The 15506-nt window shown below is 71.2% G+C and carries 15 protein-coding genes and 2 pseudogenes; 5 read left to right on the top strand and 12 right to left on the bottom strand.

All coding sequences use genetic code 11. The features are described 5' to 3' along the window. A pseudogene (locus P3L51_RS29640) lies at window positions 1-201 on the bottom strand (flavoprotein); the annotation flags it as partial. A 109-nt stretch (window positions 202-310) separates the two neighbouring features. On the opposite strand from P3L51_RS29640, the gene P3L51_RS29635 reads away from it, so the two are divergent. Next, on the top strand, window positions 311-490 hold the full coding sequence (locus P3L51_RS29635; RefSeq protein ID WP_354608401.1) for a hypothetical protein: 180 nt from the start codon (window positions 311-313) through the stop codon (window positions 488-490). A gap of 41 nt (window positions 491-531) precedes the next feature. Here P3L51_RS29635 and P3L51_RS29630 read toward each other — a convergent pair whose 3' ends face one another. Then, window positions 532-1704, bottom strand: coding sequence for a serine hydrolase domain-containing protein (locus P3L51_RS29630; protein ID WP_354608400.1), 1173 nt, complete (start codon window positions 1702-1704; stop codon window positions 532-534). Window positions 1705-1775: 71 nt separating this feature from the next. Further along, complete coding sequence (locus P3L51_RS29625; protein WP_354608399.1) at window positions 1776-2558, bottom strand: SDR family NAD(P)-dependent oxidoreductase; 783 nt, start codon at window positions 2556-2558, stop codon at window positions 1776-1778. A 172-nt stretch (window positions 2559-2730) separates the two neighbouring features. Between P3L51_RS29625 and P3L51_RS29620 the strand changes: the two genes are divergently transcribed. Further along, window positions 2731-3393 (top strand): TetR/AcrR family transcriptional regulator, encoded by a 663-nt coding sequence (locus P3L51_RS29620; RefSeq protein WP_354608398.1) that lies wholly within the window; start codon window positions 2731-2733, stop codon window positions 3391-3393. Here P3L51_RS29620 and P3L51_RS29615 read toward each other — a convergent pair. Then, window positions 3320-4240: an alpha/beta hydrolase gene (locus tag P3L51_RS29615; RefSeq protein WP_354608397.1), complete on the bottom strand. Its 921-nt coding sequence runs from the start codon at window positions 4238-4240 to the stop codon at window positions 3320-3322. The two genes, P3L51_RS29620 and P3L51_RS29615, sit on opposite strands and share 74 nt — an antisense overlap. Before the next feature lie 244 nt (window positions 4241-4484). On the opposite strand from P3L51_RS29615, the gene P3L51_RS29610 reads away from it, so the two are divergent. The 3 genes from P3L51_RS29610 to P3L51_RS29600 all read left to right on the top strand — a co-directional run bounded on the left by P3L51_RS29610 (window position 4485) and on the right by P3L51_RS29600 (window position 8077). Further along, window positions 4485-5147, top strand: coding sequence for a TIGR03086 family metal-binding protein (locus tag P3L51_RS29610; protein ID WP_354608396.1), 663 nt, complete (start codon window positions 4485-4487; stop codon window positions 5145-5147). A 33-nt stretch (window positions 5148-5180) separates the two neighbouring features. Continuing rightward, window positions 5181-6983 (top strand): S9 family peptidase, encoded by a 1803-nt coding sequence (locus P3L51_RS29605; RefSeq protein WP_354608395.1) that lies wholly within the window; start codon window positions 5181-5183, stop codon window positions 6981-6983. A gap of 341 nt (window positions 6984-7324) precedes the next feature. Beyond that, the gene (locus P3L51_RS29600; RefSeq protein WP_354608394.1) at window positions 7325-8077 is read left to right on the top strand and encodes an SURF1 family protein; all 753 of its coding nucleotides are present in this window, start codon (window positions 7325-7327) and stop codon (window positions 8075-8077) included. A gap of 120 nt (window positions 8078-8197) precedes the next feature. Here the strand turns inward: P3L51_RS29600 and P3L51_RS29595 are convergent, their stop codons facing one another. The 8 genes and pseudogenes from P3L51_RS29595 to P3L51_RS29560 all read right to left on the bottom strand — a co-directional run. Then, window positions 8198-9367, bottom strand: coding sequence for a DUF4232 domain-containing protein (locus P3L51_RS29595; protein WP_354608393.1), 1170 nt, complete (start codon window positions 9365-9367; stop codon window positions 8198-8200). A gap of 125 nt (window positions 9368-9492) precedes the next feature. After that, a complete protein-coding gene (locus P3L51_RS29590; RefSeq protein WP_354608392.1) occupies window positions 9493-10155 on the bottom strand; it encodes a SigE family RNA polymerase sigma factor in 663 nt (220 codons plus the stop codon). 341 nt (window positions 10156-10496) lie between these two features. Then, complete coding sequence (locus tag P3L51_RS29585; protein ID WP_354608391.1) at window positions 10497-11555, bottom strand: aspartate-semialdehyde dehydrogenase; 1059 nt, start codon at window positions 11553-11555, stop codon at window positions 10497-10499. Window positions 11556-11597: 42 nt separating this feature from the next. Next, window positions 11598-12869, bottom strand: a complete 1272-nt coding sequence (locus P3L51_RS29580; protein ID WP_354608390.1) for an aspartate kinase — start codon at window positions 12867-12869, stop codon at window positions 11598-11600. Between the two features lie 268 nt (window positions 12870-13137). Continuing rightward, window positions 13138-13353: a hypothetical protein gene (locus P3L51_RS29575; RefSeq protein ID WP_354608389.1), complete on the bottom strand. Its 216-nt coding sequence runs from the start codon at window positions 13351-13353 to the stop codon at window positions 13138-13140. 59 nt (window positions 13354-13412) lie between these two features. Next, window positions 13413-14234 (bottom strand): aminoglycoside phosphotransferase family protein, encoded by an 822-nt coding sequence (locus tag P3L51_RS29570; protein WP_435594555.1) that lies wholly within the window; start codon window positions 14232-14234, stop codon window positions 13413-13415. A gap of 120 nt (window positions 14235-14354) precedes the next feature. Beyond that, window positions 14355-14939, bottom strand: coding sequence for a Uma2 family endonuclease (locus tag P3L51_RS29565; RefSeq protein WP_354608388.1), 585 nt, complete (start codon window positions 14937-14939; stop codon window positions 14355-14357). A gap of 50 nt (window positions 14940-14989) precedes the next feature. After that, window positions 14990-15506: pseudogene (locus tag P3L51_RS29560) on the bottom strand (hypothetical protein); the annotation flags it as partial.

Raw genomic sequence — 15506 nt, 5'->3', positions numbered from 1 at the left:
CGGGAGGCCGGTCAGGGTTTCCAGGCGGGTCCACTCGCCGCTCGCCCGTAGCCAGCGGCCCGCCGTCGGGGTCAGCGTCACCGCCACCCGCCAGCCGCGGGCCATCGCCGGTTCGACCAGGCCGGTGCGGAGCGATTCCACCCCGCCGGCCGCCGACGCCACCACTCCCAGGACGCCGCGGGGCGTACGCGCTTCGCTCATCGCCACAGTCTCGCAGGGATGGGGGCGCCCTTCCGGGGCACACGGACGGCGACGTCACAACCACCGTCATTCCGGACGGGGTTGGGCATCCATCGACAGGAGAGAGCAAATGCTCGCAATAGCGGCTGCTGTGGTCTTTTTCATCGCCTTCATCATCAACGCCACCGAGACGTCGACCGAGGTCATCTTCGGTACGACGAGCCTCACCCTCGTCGGACTCACCCTCGCCGCCCTGCACCTGGCCGGCGTCGGTGCCGCGATGCAGGCACGGCGTGGCCGGCGGCGTTGACCGGGTCGGCGCCGGTCGGTGCTCGGGCCGGCGCCCGGTGGCTACGCCGCGTAGCGCCAGAAGTCGCGCAGCAGGGTCGACGGGACCGGGCCCTCCACCTCCAACTGCGTGAGCAGGATGGTCACCAGGCCCGTGGACGGCGTGATGTGGGCCGCCGTTCCGGTGCCGCCGACCCAGCCGTAGCGGCCGGGGACGTTCCAGGGGTCGATGTCCTGGACGTCCACCGAGCCTCCGAAGCCCCAGCCCTGCCCCTCCAGGAAGAGCGTGCTCGCGTCGCGCTGGGGCCGGGTGAGGTGATCCGTGGTCAGTTGTCTGACGGACGCGGGTGACAGCAGCGCCCGCCCGTCCGCCGTGCCGCCGGCCACCGTGCCGTCCGCGAGGAGCATCCGGGCGAACGCGTACCAGTCGTCGGCGGTCGAGACCAGGCCGCCGGCGCCGGACGGGAACGGGGGCACCGTGCTCCACTGGCCGTCGGGGGTGTCGATCTGTTCGAGGCCGCCCGCCCCGCCCTTCCGGTAGTAGTACGGCACCCGGTCACGCTTTCCGACCGGCACCTCGAAGCCCGTGTCCACCATGCCGAGCGGTTCGAACACCCGCTCCGCCAGGAACTCCGGCAGCGTCCGGCCCGCGACCCTGGCGATCAGCACACCCAGGACGTCGGATCCGATGTTGTACAGCCAGCCGTCGCCCGGCTGGTGCAGCAGCGGGATACGGGACAGCGCCGCCATCCACTCGTCCGGCGCCGGGACGTGCTGCGGCTGCGGCGGCCCCTGCTTCAACTCGCTGAACAGCGGTGTCACCGCGGGCAGCGAGAAGTCGGACGGGAAGCCGTGCCCGGACCGGAAGGTGAGCAGGTCGAACACCGTGATCGCCCTGACGGCCGGGACCACGTCGTCCACGGGTCCGGCGGGTGTCCGTACGACCATCGGTGACGCCAGCTCGGGCAGCCACTCGTCGACCGGGTCGTCCAGCGCGATGCGGCCGTCCTCGACCAGCATCATGACCGCCGCGGCGATGACCGGCTTGGTGATCGAGGCGATACGGAAGATCGAGTCCCTGGCCAGGGGTGTGCTGCCCGCGGCGTCGGCCGAGCCGGCCTCCGCCACCTCGATCCGGTCGCCCCGGGCCACCAGGGCCACGGCGCCCGGCAGCGGGCCCTCGCTCACATGCGCCTTGAGAACGGCCCGCAGATCGGTCGCGTCGCTCGCTGCCACGGGGGTCACCTTGTCCTTGTCCTCGTCCTTCGTGTCGCCCGGATCTCAGATGCCGAGTCATGGGGGTGCGGTCAGCGCTTGCGCAGGCGCAGCGACGTCCAGCTCGCGTCGGCCGTCCAGCCTCCGTCGACCGGCAGCGCGGCGCCGTTCACGAAGCCGCTCCGGGCCGGGTCCGCCAGGAACGCTACCGCTTGGGCGATATCGTCCGGCGCGGCGAACCGCCCCATCGGGACCCGTTCCACGATGTCCTCGTCCGTGTAGCCGCCGGATGCCTGGTCGGCTGCGTCCATCTCCGTCTTCACCCAGCCGGGGCAGACCGCGTTGACCCGTACTCCCCTGCCTCCCCACTCCCCCGCCAGCGTGCGGGTGAGGCCGATCAGGCCGTGCTTGCTCGCGTTGTACGCCGCGCGGTCGGAGACGCCGTGCAGTCCGGCGATCGAGGCGATGTTGACGATCGAGCCGCCGCCCGCGTCGAGCATCAGCCGGCCCACCGCGCGGGACAGCAGGAACGGGCCGGTGAGATTGACGTCCAGGACGCGCCGCCACTGCTCGGCCGTGGTCTCCTCGGCCGGGACGAGCAGGGAGACACCCGCGTTGTTGACGAGCACGTCGGCATGGCCGAAGCGCTCGCGGACCCGGTCGGCGAGCCCGGTCACGTACGCCTCCGACGCGACGTCCCCGACCACGGCCACGGCGTCCGCCCCGGCAGCTCGGACGGCGGCGAGGGTCTCCACCGGGTCCACGATGTCGGCCAGGACCAGCGCGTACCCCTCCGCCGCCAGGACCTCGGCCACCCGGCGGCCGATGCCCTGCGCCACGCCCGTCACCACCGCGACGTGCTGCTCGTCAGCCATCAGCGACGCTCCCCACTGCTCCGAAGCCCGGTCATACCCAGAGTCTGCACCGAGCCACTGACAATCGGCCGCCGCCGAAAGCACGCCGCCGAAACCCGTCACCGAGAGCCGGTCACCGAGAGCCTCGACGCGAGCAATGACCGCACGGTCGTTCGGTTAGTACACTGGGCATGTGACAGCTACGAGCACCGACGGACGCATCGCGCGCGGGAACCAGACCCGCCAACTGATCCTGAAGCACACCGTCCGGATCGCCTCGGTGGAAGGTCTCGAGGGCCTGTCGCTCGGCCGGCTGGCCGGGGAGCTGAAGCTCAGCAAGAGCGGGGTGTTCGCCCTGTTCGGCTCCAAGGAGGAGCTTCAGCTCGCCACCGTGCGCGCCGCCGCCAAGGTGTTCGTCGACCATGTCGTGCGGCCCGTCCTGGACATGCCCGCCGGGCTCGCCCGGGTCCGGCGGCTGTGCGACGGGTGGCTCACCTACTCCGAGAGCCGGGTCTTTCCCGGCGGCTGCTTCTTCTACTCGGCCTCGGCCGAGTACGACGCACGCGAGGGCAAGGTCCACGACGCCGTGGCGCGGGCACGTCTGGACTGGGTCGCGTTCGTGGGGCAGAACATCGAGGACGCCAAGCTCGCGGGCGAGGTGGCGGACGACACCGACGTCCCCCAGCTCACCTTCGAGATCGTGTCTCTCCTCGAAGGCGCCAACGCCGAGTCCGTCCTGCACAACGACTTCAGCTGCTACGCCAAGGCCGCCAAGGCCGTCCTCAACCGACTGCGTGCCGTGGCGACGGATCCGGCGGGGCAGGCTGGGACGGCGCTCGCGCCGCCCGCCCCCTGACCACGAAGTCCCTTACCGACGCGGCGACTTGCCGGTCGCCGAGTATCCGCCGGTGGCCGAGTCCCCGTGTGACGACCAGCTCCGCCCGATCGCCCAGCGTGTCGGCGAGGGCATGCGAGTGCGCCGGATCGACCATGTCGTCGTCCTCGTCGTGGACGACCAGGACCGACAGCGGCCACTCCACCTCCGCGGGCGTGCGCGGGACCGAGAAGCCCGACCAGATGTCCCCCTCGCCGGGGAACAACTCCCGTTCGATACGCCCCCGAAGCTCGGCGTTCAGCCGCGCCCGCAGCCCCAGCCGCGCGCAGAACCCGTCCACCAGATACCCGAAGTCGGGCACACCGCTGATCGCCACGACGCGCTCCGCCCGCACACCGCCGTCCCGGAGCGCGAGGAACGTCGCGGTGACACCGAGCGAGTGCGCCACGACCGCCTCGAACGGTCCGTGCTCGCCGTCCAGCGCCGCGATGATGTCGCGCAGATCGATGATCGTCGAGCTCTCGCCGGTGCCTTCGCCGTGGCCGGGCGCGTCGAAGGCGACCGGGCTGAGTCCTAGGTCCAGCAGGTCGGGGACCAGCGCGGCGAAGCGCGAGCCGCGCGACTCCCAGCCGTGCACCAGCAGCACCGGGCGTTCACCCGTCCCCCACCGGTAACTGACGGCCCTCTCCCCGCCGACGACGATCTCGCCCACCTCGGCCCGGTCCATCACCGGGCGCTCGTCGGGCCGGAGGCGGCTGCGGCCGCGCGGCCTGCGGAAGAGGCGGAAGGCGGCTCGGCCGGCGAGGCGCGGTGACATGTAGGACGCGCTGTTCAGGGCGGTACGGACGGCTGTCGTCGCGAGGTCCATGCCACGTTCTCCTCGGTTCGGGAGGGCCAGGCCAGGTCGGATCGGGCCAGACCAGGTCGGGTCAGGTGTCGGGTCAGGGTCAGGTCAGGTCAGGTCAGGTCAGGTCAGGTCAGGTCAGGTCAGGTCAGGCCGAGACATTAGCACGATCGTTCGGCTAGTTTTATTGGAAAACTGGACGTACGGTCGTGCGGGTAAGCCTCTTCCACCATGACCTCTTCCGCCGTGACGAAGGGCGACAGCACGCATGGGGCCCAATCAGAAGTTCAAGAACGAGCTGGACCGCCTCATCGACCACCAACTGCTCCCCGGGGAACGCGACTCGGTCCGCGCGTACGACCGGGCAGTGGCCCTGAAGTCCGTACGCGTCCTGGAGCACGTCGGCCCGGCCGACTGGGACCGCCCGACCCCCTGCGCCGACTGGACCTTGCGAGCGCTCGTGTCCCACATGGCCGGCCAGCACCGCGGCTTCGCCGCCGCCGCGGACGGTGACGGCGCCGACCTCCGCCGCTGGCAGCCGCTTCCGCTCGGCGACGATCCGCTCCGCGCCTACCGCGCCACGGTCGCGCTCGTCACCGATTCCTTCGCCCGGCCCGGCGCGGAGCAGCGGCGCTTCGACCTCCCGGAGATCAGCACCACCCGGCGTTTCCCCGCCGCCGTCGCCGTCGGATTCCACTTCCTCGACCACACCGTCCACACCTGGGACGTGTCCAGGGCCATCGGCCTCGGCTGGGAGCCGAACGACGACATCGCGGAGGCGGCCCTCGCGGTCGCGCTGCGCGTCCCGGACGACGAGCGGCGGCTCGCTCCGGGCGCCGCCTTCGGCCCCGCGCGGGCCCCGGTCCGCGACGGGCGGCCGTTCGACCTCGTACTGGCCGCGCTCGGGAGGTCTCCTGCCTGGACGCCCTGAACGGCGGGTCCACGAAGCAGCAGAATGGAGCGCATGACTGAGAAGAACGATCACGAGCCGCACAACGCCCCGGCACCCGACTGGGAGAAGCGTTTCCGGGCGCCCCGCGTCTCGCTCCCCGACTGGGCCGAGGACGCGCCCGACCGCGCGCTGTTCGTGTCCAACGCGACGGGTACGTACGAGCTGTACGCGTGGGACCGCACCACCGGCACCCAGCGACAGGTCACCGACCGCCCCAACGGCACCACGGACGGCGTGCTGACCCCCGACGGCCGGTGGATCTGGTGGTTCAGCGACACCGACGGCGACGAGTTCGGCGTCTGGAAGCGGCAGCCGTTCGGTGGCGGCGCCGACGAGCCCGCGGCGCCCGGCGTCGAGCCGTCGTACCCCAGCGGGCTCGCCCTCGGCCGTGACGGGACGGCGGTCGTCGGCTGCTCGACCGACGAGGACGGCTCCACGATCCATGTCCTGCCCCCCGGCGGGACCCCCGTCGAGATCTACCGGCACCGCGAGTCGGCCGGCGTCGGCGACCTGTCGCACGACGGGACGCTCATCGCGGTCGAGCACACCGAGCACGGCGACGCGATGCACTCCGCGCTGCGCGTGGTCCGCCTCGACGGCACGACGGTCTCCGAGCTCGACGACACCAAGGGCGGCGAGCTCGAACTGGGCCTGTCCGTCCTCGGTTTCGCGCCGGTCGACGGCGACACCCGCCTCCTCGTCGGGCACCAGCGGCGCGGTCGCTGGGAGCCGATCGTGTGGGACGTGGTGTCGGGCGAGGAGACCGATCTGGCGATTGAGCTGCCCGGCGACGTATCGGCCGAGTGGTATCCGGACGGGTCCGCGCTGCTGATCGTGCACAGCTTCGAGGCGCGCACCGAGCTGCGGCGCTACGACTTCGCGAGGCGCGAGCTGACCGAGGTCGAGACCCCCGCCGGGACGGTGTCGGGGGCGACGGCCAGGCCCGACGGCTCGGTGGAGTACCTGTGGTCGTCGGCGGCCCGCCCGCCGGTGGTGCGGTCCACGTCGGGCGAGGTCGTGCTCGACCCGCCGGGGGCGAAGGCGCCCGGGTCGGTGCCGGTGACGGACGTATGGGTGGACGGGCCCGGCGGCCGTATCCACGCGCTGGTGCAGCGGCCCGCGGGCGAGGGCCCGTTCCCGACGGTCTTCGAGATCCACGGCGGGCCGACCGCGCACGACCGGGACTCCTTCGCGGCGGGGCCCGCGGCCTGGGTGGACCACGGTTTCGCGGTCGTACGGGTCAACTACCGCGGCTCCACCGGCTACGGCCGTGAGTGGACCGACGCGCTCAAGCACCGCGTCGGCCTGATCGAGCTGGAGGACATCGAGGCCGTGCGCGAGTGGGCGGTGTCGTCGGGTCTGTCGGACCCGGCGAAGCTCGTGCTCTCCGGCGGCTCGTGGGGCGGCTATCTGACGCTGCTCGGCCTCGGCACCCAGCCGGACGCGTGGGCGGTGGGACTGGCGGCCGTACCGGTGGCCGACTACGTCACCGCGTACCACGACGAGATGGAAGCCCTGAAGTCCCTGGACCGCACGCTGCTGGGGGGTACGCCGGAGGAGGTACCGGAGCGGTACGAGGCGTCGTCGCCGCTGACGTACGTCGACGCGGTACGCGCGCCGGTCTACATCTCGGCCGGTCTGAACGACCCGCGCTGCCCGATCCAGCAGGTGGAGAACTACGTCAACCGCCTGTCGGGACGCGGGGCGACCCACGAGGTGTACCGGTACGACGCGGGCCACGGCTCCCTGGTGGTCGAGGAGCGGATCAAGCAGGTCGCCCTGGAACTGGACTTCGCGCAGCGGCACCTTCGGTAGCCTCCGGCGGGACCCGCCCTCCTGGAGTCGGCCGGGTCATGCGGCTCCTGGCGTGCCGGCGACGGCCGCGCCGCGCTCGCTCTCCGGGCCGGGGCCCGTGGGCCGCGCTTGTCCTCGATCGGCGGACGGGCTGCATTCGCAGCCCGTCCGCCGATTCAGGACCGCCCGGCACCGGGCCGGGGCCCGGTGAAACGGACCCGGCCCCGGGCCTGCGCACCCGGCAGAGCGCGGACAGGCGCGTTCACTGCCCGTCCCGGCGGTTGGAGACGAACGGCCGCCGGGCGGGCCCGGTAAGCCAACCCGCCCCACGGGCCGCCCGGCCCGCTGCGTACCGTAGAGGGGTGTACCGGTTCCTGCTGACGCCCCGCTGGTGGGGCATCAATGTCTTCGTGCTGCTGGCCATCCCCTTCTGCATCTTCATGGGGACCTGGCAGCTCGGCCGTTTCGAGGACCGCGTCGAATCGCATCGGAGCGCCGAAGCCGCGCCCGATCCGGGCAAGCGGGCCGCCGCGCCGCTCGGTGAGCTGCTGCCCGTCGACCAGGAGACCTCCGGTCGGCACGCCACGGCGAGCGGTACGTACGCGGACCAACTCGTCGTACCGAACCGGGAGTTGGACGAGAAGTCCGGCTCGTACGTACTGGCGCTCCTGCGCACCGACAGCGGCCGGGCGCTCCCCGTCGTGCGCGGCTGGCTGCCGGCCGGCGAGGCCGTGCCCCCCGCCCCGAAGGGCGAGGTCAGCGTGACCGGCGCGCTTCAGGCGCCGGAGAACTCGGGCACCGACGGCGCCGACTCCCGCGGCGGCCTGCCGAGCGGACAGGTCGGCATCATCAGCGGGGCGTCGCTGGTCAATCTCGTGCCGTACGAGGTCTACGACGCCTGGGTCACGGTCACCAAGTCGGAGGCCGGGCTGACGCCCGTACCGGCGCAGGCGCCGCAGGGCAGCGGGCTGGACCTGAAGGCGTTCCAGAACCTCGGTTACACGGGCGAGTGGTTCGTCTTCGTCGCGTTCGTGCTCTTCATGTGGTTCCGGCTGTTCCGGCGCGAGACCGAGGCGGTCGAGGACCGCGCGCTGGGCCTGGAGACGGCCGCGTAGCAGGCCCGCCGCCGGACCGAGGTGCCGGGACCGAGACCGGGACCGGAATCGAAAGCGGGAGCGGGATCGCGTCACCGGGTCTCTTCGCCCGGCCCGGTGGCCGGGCGGACCCGCGCGCCGTCACGACGCTTCCAGCACGCCCGTCCGGTAGATCGTCCCCGCGCACGCGTTGTCGATCGTCGCCCCCGCCGGTTCCGAACCGGACTCCGGGGTGTGTACGACATCGATGCTGCCGTCCGCGGGCCCCTCCTCGCTGCCGAGCTGCGGTGACGGCTCGATCGGCGTGCTTCCGGTGCCGTTCGTCGCGCCGCCCGAGGCGCCGTCCGTGGGCGAGGGGTCCGGCGAGGGCTGGCCGGTCGGACAGGTGTCCGTCGGCACCCAGGCGAACATCACCTCGTACGCCCCCGAGGGCGGCAGCACCAGGCTGGTCGACTCCATCGACGGGTCGGGCAGGCCGCTCGCGGGGTCGCCCGGAGTGTGGTCCACGACTTCGATCTTGCTCGGGTCCGCGGCGCCCGTCGCCAGGAAACCGACGGAACCGTGGCCGCTGACAGAGCAGTTGGTGCCGGAGACGTTGGAGATACGGAAGCGGCCGTACACGGTGCCGTCGGCCTGCGGTTCGCCCGCGTCCGCCGTCACACCGAGCTGGCTCGCGTCGCAGGTGGCGGTGGAGCTGGTGAAGCTGCTCTCCGGATCGCGGCCGATGCCGCCGGACGTACCGCCCGTGCTGCCGCCGACGCTCGTCTCGGGCTTGTCCTTGTCGCCCGAGCCGTCCTGCTCGCTGTCCGTCTTGTCGGACGGGTTGGTGCCGTCCTTCTCACTGTCTTTCGGGCCGCCGTCGGAGCCGGTCCCGCCCTGGACCTGCTCCCCGTGGCCCACGTTGAAAGACTTGTCGTCCGAGGAGCTGCCGGTGTTCGCGACATGCACGAAGGCGGGCACCGCCGTACTGATCAGCAGCGCGGCCGCCGCGACACCCACGAAAGCCTGGCGCTTGCGCGCGCGTCGCGCGGGCACCGCCCGGCGCAGATGGTCGAGGGCTCCGGTGGAGGGCTCGATCTCCTGGACGGCGCCGTGCAGGAGCCGGCGCAGCGCCAGCTCGTCGGCGACACCGCCGTCACCGGCGTCACCACTGTCACCGCCGTCACCACTGTCACTACCGCCGCCGAGCCCACCCGCACCGCCGCCACCGCCGGCACCGCCGAAGAGCGCCGCGAGGGGTTGGGGCTGAGTCACATCTGCTCGGGGGCCACTGTCGGCGGCGTCGTCCGCGCCCCGCGTGCCGTCGGCCACACTGTGGAGGTCTCCGCCCGGTTCTTCTTCCGGCCCGTTGTTCACAGTTCCATTTCCAGTCGACTTAGCTGTCGGACCGTCCGGCCCCTCCGGCCTTTCGTGGTCCTGGTCGTGCTCGTGCCCGCTCATGCCGTGGCCTCCATGGCGATACGCAGCGCCGCGATACCCCGCGAGCCGTACGCCTTCACCGAGCCCAGAGATATGCCGAGCGTCTCGGAGACCTGCGCCTCCGTCATGTCGGCGAAGTAGCGCAGCACCAGCACCTCGCGCTGACGGCGTTGCAGCCCGCGCATCGCCTTGATCAACGCGTCGCGCTCCAGCAGGTCGTACGCACCTTCCTCGGCGCTCGCCATGTCGGGCATCGGCTTCGACAGCAGCTTGAGCCCGAGGATGCGGCGGCGCAGCGCGGAGCGCGACAGATTGACGACCGTCTGGCGCAGATACGCCAGGGTCTTCTCAGGTTCGCGTACGCGGTTGCGCGCCGAGTGCACGCGGATGAAGGCTTCCTGTACGACGTCCTCGCAGGAGGCCGTGTCGTCCAGGAGCAGTGCCGCGAGGCCGAGCAGTGAGCGGTAGTGCTGTCGGTAGGTCTCGGTCAGGTGGTCGACGGTGGTACCTGATGCCATCGCGTCGTCAGCGCCCTCGCGCCGGTCCGAGATACCGGCCGGGCGCGCCGCTGGCATGGGAGCGATCACCGGCATACCACCGGGCCTGCGGGGTCGACGGGTCGGCCGCACCGAAGTGCCGCGAACCGGGACGACCGCTGTGAAATCGAGAACCTCTGCCACGCCTGTTGGACACGCTTCCCCCGCCCAGGGTTGTACGCGTTCGCCGCCGCATTTGACGATGCACCAATTGCCCTCATGCGTAACTGATCTCCCCCACATGCCCCATTTGCCCACGGCACCGCACAGGGGCGACCGCATAGACGCTTCCGGCCAACCAGCGGTTGCAGAAAGGTCGAATGAGCATCGTCCGCCACCGGAACACCCCAGTTCAAGTGGCACAGACCAGTGATTTGCTCACAGCACGTTCACAGATTCTACAAAGCGTCCGGCGGTCGGCTCGGGCGCCTCCCCGCTCTTCGAACCGCTCTGCGCCCTGCCCTCCGGACTCTCCCCAAACCCGGCTACGCCCCGGTGAATTCCCCGGCCACGGCCTCCGCGATCTGCGCGCTGTTGAGCGCCGCGCCCTTACGGAGGTTGTCTCCGCACACGAACAGCTCCAGCGCCCGCTCGTCGTCCAGCGACCGCCGCACCCGCCCCACCCACGTCGGGTCGGTCCCCACCACGTCCGCCGGCGTCGGGAAGTCCCCCGCCGCCGGATTGTCGAACAGCACCACACCCGGCGACGTCGCCAGGATCTCGTGCGCCCGGTCCACCGTGACCGGCCCCTCGAAGCGCGCGTGCACGGCGAGCGAGTGCGCGGTGATCACGGGCACGTGCACGCACGTCACGGCGACCTTGAGATCGGGCAGGTCGAGGATCTTCCGGGTCTCCTCGCGGATCGCCATCTCCTCCGACGACCAGCCGTCCTCCATGAGCGACCCGGCCCACGGCACGACGTTGAGCGCCAGCGGCCCGCCGAAGGGCCCGGTGATGTCGCCCACCGCGCGCCGTACGTCCCCGGGGTTCGTCCCCAGCTCCGTACCGGCCACCACCGACATCTGACGGCGCAGCGCCGAGATGCCGTCCTGTCCCGCGGCGCTGACCGCCTGGTAGGAGGAGACGACCAGCTCGCGCACCCCGAACTCGGCGTGCAGCGAGCCGACGGCGACGATCATCGAGAGCGTGGCGCAGCCCGGACTCGCGACGATGCCGCGCGGGCGGATCCGTACGGCATGCGGATTGAGCTCGGGCACCACGAGCGGTACGTCGGGATCCATCCGGAACGCGGCGGAGGCGTCGACGACGACGGCGCCCTGCGACACCGCGATGGGTGCCCACTGGGCGGACACGGCGTCCGGTACGAGGAACAGCGCGACGTCCACGCCGGCGAGCGCGGCCTCGCTGAGCGCCACGACCTCGGTCTCCTCGCCCCGTACGGCCAGCTTGCGGCCGGCCGCGCGGGGGGAGGCGAGAAGGCGGATCTCGCCCCAGACGTCGGCGTGCTGCGACAGGATCTGGAGCATGACGGCGCCGACGCCCCCGGTCGCGCCTACGACCGCGAGCGTCGGCCGGCCGTTCATCGGCCCGCGCTTCCGCGACTTCTGATCATCGTCCGGAGCCCTTCATCGGCCGGTGCCTCCGTAGACCACGGCCTCGTCGGATTCGGTGTCGAGGCCGAAGGCGGTGTGCACGGCGCGCACGGCCTCGTTCACATCGTCCGCGCGGGTGACGACCGAGATGCGGATCTCGGAGGTCGAGATCAGCTCGATGTTCACGTTCGCCTCGGACAGCGCCTCGAAGAAACCGGCCGTGACGCCCGGGTTCGTCTTCATACCGGCGCCGACGAGGGAGATCTTGCCGATCTGGTCGTCGTAGCGCAGCGAGTCGAAGCCGATCGTGCCCTTCGCCTTCTCCAGGGCGTCGATGGCCTTGCGGCCCTCGGTCTTGGGAAGGGTGAAGGAGATGTCGGTCAGCCCGGTGGACGCGGCGGACACGTTCTGCACCACCATGTCGATGTTGATCTCCGCGTTCGCGATGGAACGGAAGATCGCCGCGGCCTCGCCCGGCTTGTCGGGGACGCCGACGACGGTGATCTTGGCCTCGGAGATGTCGTGGGCGACTCCGGAGATGATGGCGTGCTCCACCTGCTGGTCCCCTTGCGGCTCGTTGCTGACCCAGGTGCCGCGCAGTCCGGAGAAGGACGAGCGGACATGGATCGGGATGTTGTATCGGCGTGCGTACTCGACGCAGCGGTGCAGGAGCACCTTGGAACCGGACGCGGCCAGCTCCAGCATGTCCTCGATGGAGATCCAGTCGATCTTCCGGGCCTTCGGGACGACACGGGGGTCGGCGGTGAAGACACCGTCGACGTCCGTGTAGATCTCACAGACCTCGGCGTCGAGCGCGGCGGCGAGGGCGACGGCCGTGGTGTCCGAGCCGCCCCTGCCGAGGGTGGTGATGTCCTTCTTGTCCTGCGAGACGCCCTGGAATCCGGCGACGATGGCGATGTTGCCCTCGTCCAGTGCCGTACGGATGCGGCCGGGCGTGACATCGATGATGCGCGCCTTGTTGTGGACCGAGTCGGTGATGACGCCGGCCTGGCTGCCGGTGAACGACTGGGCCTCGTGGCCCAGGCTTTTGATCGCCATGGCCAGCAGCGCCATGGAGATCCGCTCTCCCGAGGTCAACAGCATGTCCAGTTCCCGACCCGCGGGGATCGGGGACACCTGCTCGGCGAGATCGGTCAGCTCGTCCGTCGTGTCGCCCATCGCGGATACCACGACGACCACTTGGTGGCCGTTCTTCTTGGCATCGACGATTCGCTTGGCAACGCGCTTGATGCCTTCGGCATCGGCAACGGAGGAGCCTCCGTACTTCTGCACGACAAGGCCCACGTGCGCTCCTCGATCAGTCATGCCGCAGTCGTTCATCACTGCGGTCGGCTCAGTCTAACGAGCAGCCGCATTCCGCTTGAGGTATATCGCATCGTGAGATGTCCCGCTCACGCCTTGATCACCCAGGAAGCGGTCCGGCTGCCCGGTGGACATCCATGCCCGGTATGACGCGGGCCACGCGGAACGTGGGCCGGGTCACACGCGTGATCACACCTTCATCGCACGTCGTCGCGTCCCGTGAAGTCCCGTCCGGCGTCGTCCGGCGTCGTCATCGGCCCGGACCCGGGATCTTCCAGGGCCACCCGCCGCCGCTCCCGAGGCCGGTGGCGGCCGGATCCGGCCGGGTGACCTGATCCGCCACGGCGATGTACTTCCGCCCGTCGGGCGCGGCGGGGGCGGCGTTCACGGGGAGGCTACCGGCGGCGACGAGGCCGCCCGCGGCGAAGGTTCCGGCGAGGACGCATTGGATGATCTTCCCGATCACGGAACCTCCATAAGAACGCCGGTGTATATGGAGGTATACGGCGGAAGGGGGGCGTCCGTTCAGGTCCAGGGGATATCGGCCATCGACGCGTCCGTCAGCTCGTCCAGCATGTCCAGCTCGTCCAGCTCGTCGGCGATGGCCTCGTCGATCTGGCGGCGGGTCTGCGCCGCCACGCGCGGATTGGTGGCCGCGTGGTGCGAGTACGCGTTCAGCCCGGTCGCCAGCGCGAACCCGCGCCCCCGCGCCCACGTGGCGTCGTCCACGCCGAGTGCCGCGCGGAAGGCGGGCCTGGTCGCGGCCGAGAGGGTGGTCCAGGCGACCATCAGATCGCAGGCGGGGTCACCCACGCCGAGCCCGCCGAAGTCGATGACGGCGCTCGGATGCCCGTCGACGGTGAGCAGATTGCCGGTGTGGAAGTCACCGTGGAACCAGACGGGCGGCCCTTCCCACGCCGGAGCCGCCAGCGCGGCGTCCCACACGCGCGTCATGGCGTCGGCGAAGACGCGGCCGGTGCGGGCCTCGATGGCGGTACGGGTCGCCTCGTCGCGCTCGGCGAGCGACCAGCGGCTCAGCCCGTGGTCGTCGTCGGCCACCGTCGGCACCCGCTGAAGTGCCTTGAGATAGCGCCCGAGTTGACCGGCGGCCCGCTCCGGATCGGCGAACCCGTCCACCGTCGCCACGGTCCCCTCCAGCCACCCCGCGACGGACCAGTGGTACGGATACCCGAACCCCGGCACCCCGAGCCCGAGCGGCACGGGCGTGGCCAACGGCAGCTCGGGCGCGAGCCGGGGCAGCCACGCGTGCTCCTTCCGCGCCTGCCCGGCGGCCCAGTCGCCTCTCGGCAGCCGTACGGCCATGTCGTCACCGAGCAGGAAGATCACATGATCGGCTCCCCGTCGGCCGGCCGCGAGAGCCCCAGCCCGCCCCACTGCGGAAACTGCGCCTCCAACAGCCGCCGCACAAGGTCGGCTTCGATCTCGGGCACGCGCGCTCCCCCTCGGTCAGTCCGTGTAGTCCTTGAGCTTCTCGGTGTCCAGGGTGATGCCGACAGGGTCGGGAAGCTCGACCACGGCGCCGAAGGGCCGGGTCGTGACGGAGCGGTACTCGCCCTTCTCCGGCTCGGCGTGAACGGTGAGCGAGTAGGCGTCACGGTCGACGAGGAGGTAGACCGGGATATCGGCTGCCGCGTAGCCGTCCCGCTTGTCGATACGGTCCCGCCTGTTGGTGTCGGTGTCGGTGTCGCGCGAGATGACTTCGACGGCCATCAGGACCCCGGTGGGCTCGGCCCACTCGCCCTGTCCGACGAAGTAGTCGTCAGGTGCGAGCGCCCCGTCGGGGCGGGCCCTCCCGTTCCGGTAGGAGTCGACACGAAGACCTTGCTCTCCGTACAGCCACAACTCCGGGCGGAACTGCATACAGCGCTTCTGGAGCCACTTGACGATCTCGCCGTGGTTGCCGTCCGGCACGGGCTTGACCTGGACCTTTCCGTTGATGAATTCCAGCCGCACCATCTCTGGCGCACGTCGGGCAAGTTCCTCGAACTCGCGGACGGACATCTGTGGCCGGTCGGTGGTCCTGGGGGTCATCGCGTCGCCTCCTCCCCTCCATGGCGCCCTGACCGGGATCTCCTGCACGCTCATTCGGCCGCCCGCGCCCGGTCCGCGCCGCCGTTGCGCGACAGTCCCCGCGCGAAGTCACCGTGGGTCGGCTGCGGGATGGGGCGGGCCTTCAGGCCGGCCGCCGCGCGCAGGGCGTCGGCGTGGCGGGCCACTTCCTGCTTGGCGGGGACCGCGCGGAAGGTGTCGGGGATCGCGTCGATGGCGCGGCCCTTGTCCTCCGCCGCGTCGTACGCCTCCATCTCCTCCCGGCACTCCACGCACACGCCTCCGATCAGCGTCACCACCGTTTCCGGCTCCTCGCAGCCGATGCAGAGCATCACCGCGCGCGTGATGTGGGTGGGGTCCTGGTACGGCTCGGGCGGCATCTTGCTCTCCAGTCGTTTGCGGGCGATCGCGCCGGGGCTGTGCAGCGGATGCGGCAGCCCGGTGGTCAGGGAACGGGTCAGGTGGTCCGGCGTCGCGCCCCGCGCGAGCCACTGCGCGGCGAGCGATTCGAGTGCGGCGCACTCGGTGGCGGACAGGGTCATACGGGGC

This window comes from Streptomyces panacea (assembly GCF_040560175.1).
GTDB classification, from domain to species: Bacteria; Actinomycetota; Actinomycetes; order Streptomycetales; family Streptomycetaceae; genus Streptomyces; species Streptomyces panacea.
The sequence above is the reverse complement of the archived record's forward strand: the minus strand, read 5'-3'. Positions and strand labels throughout refer to the sequence as shown.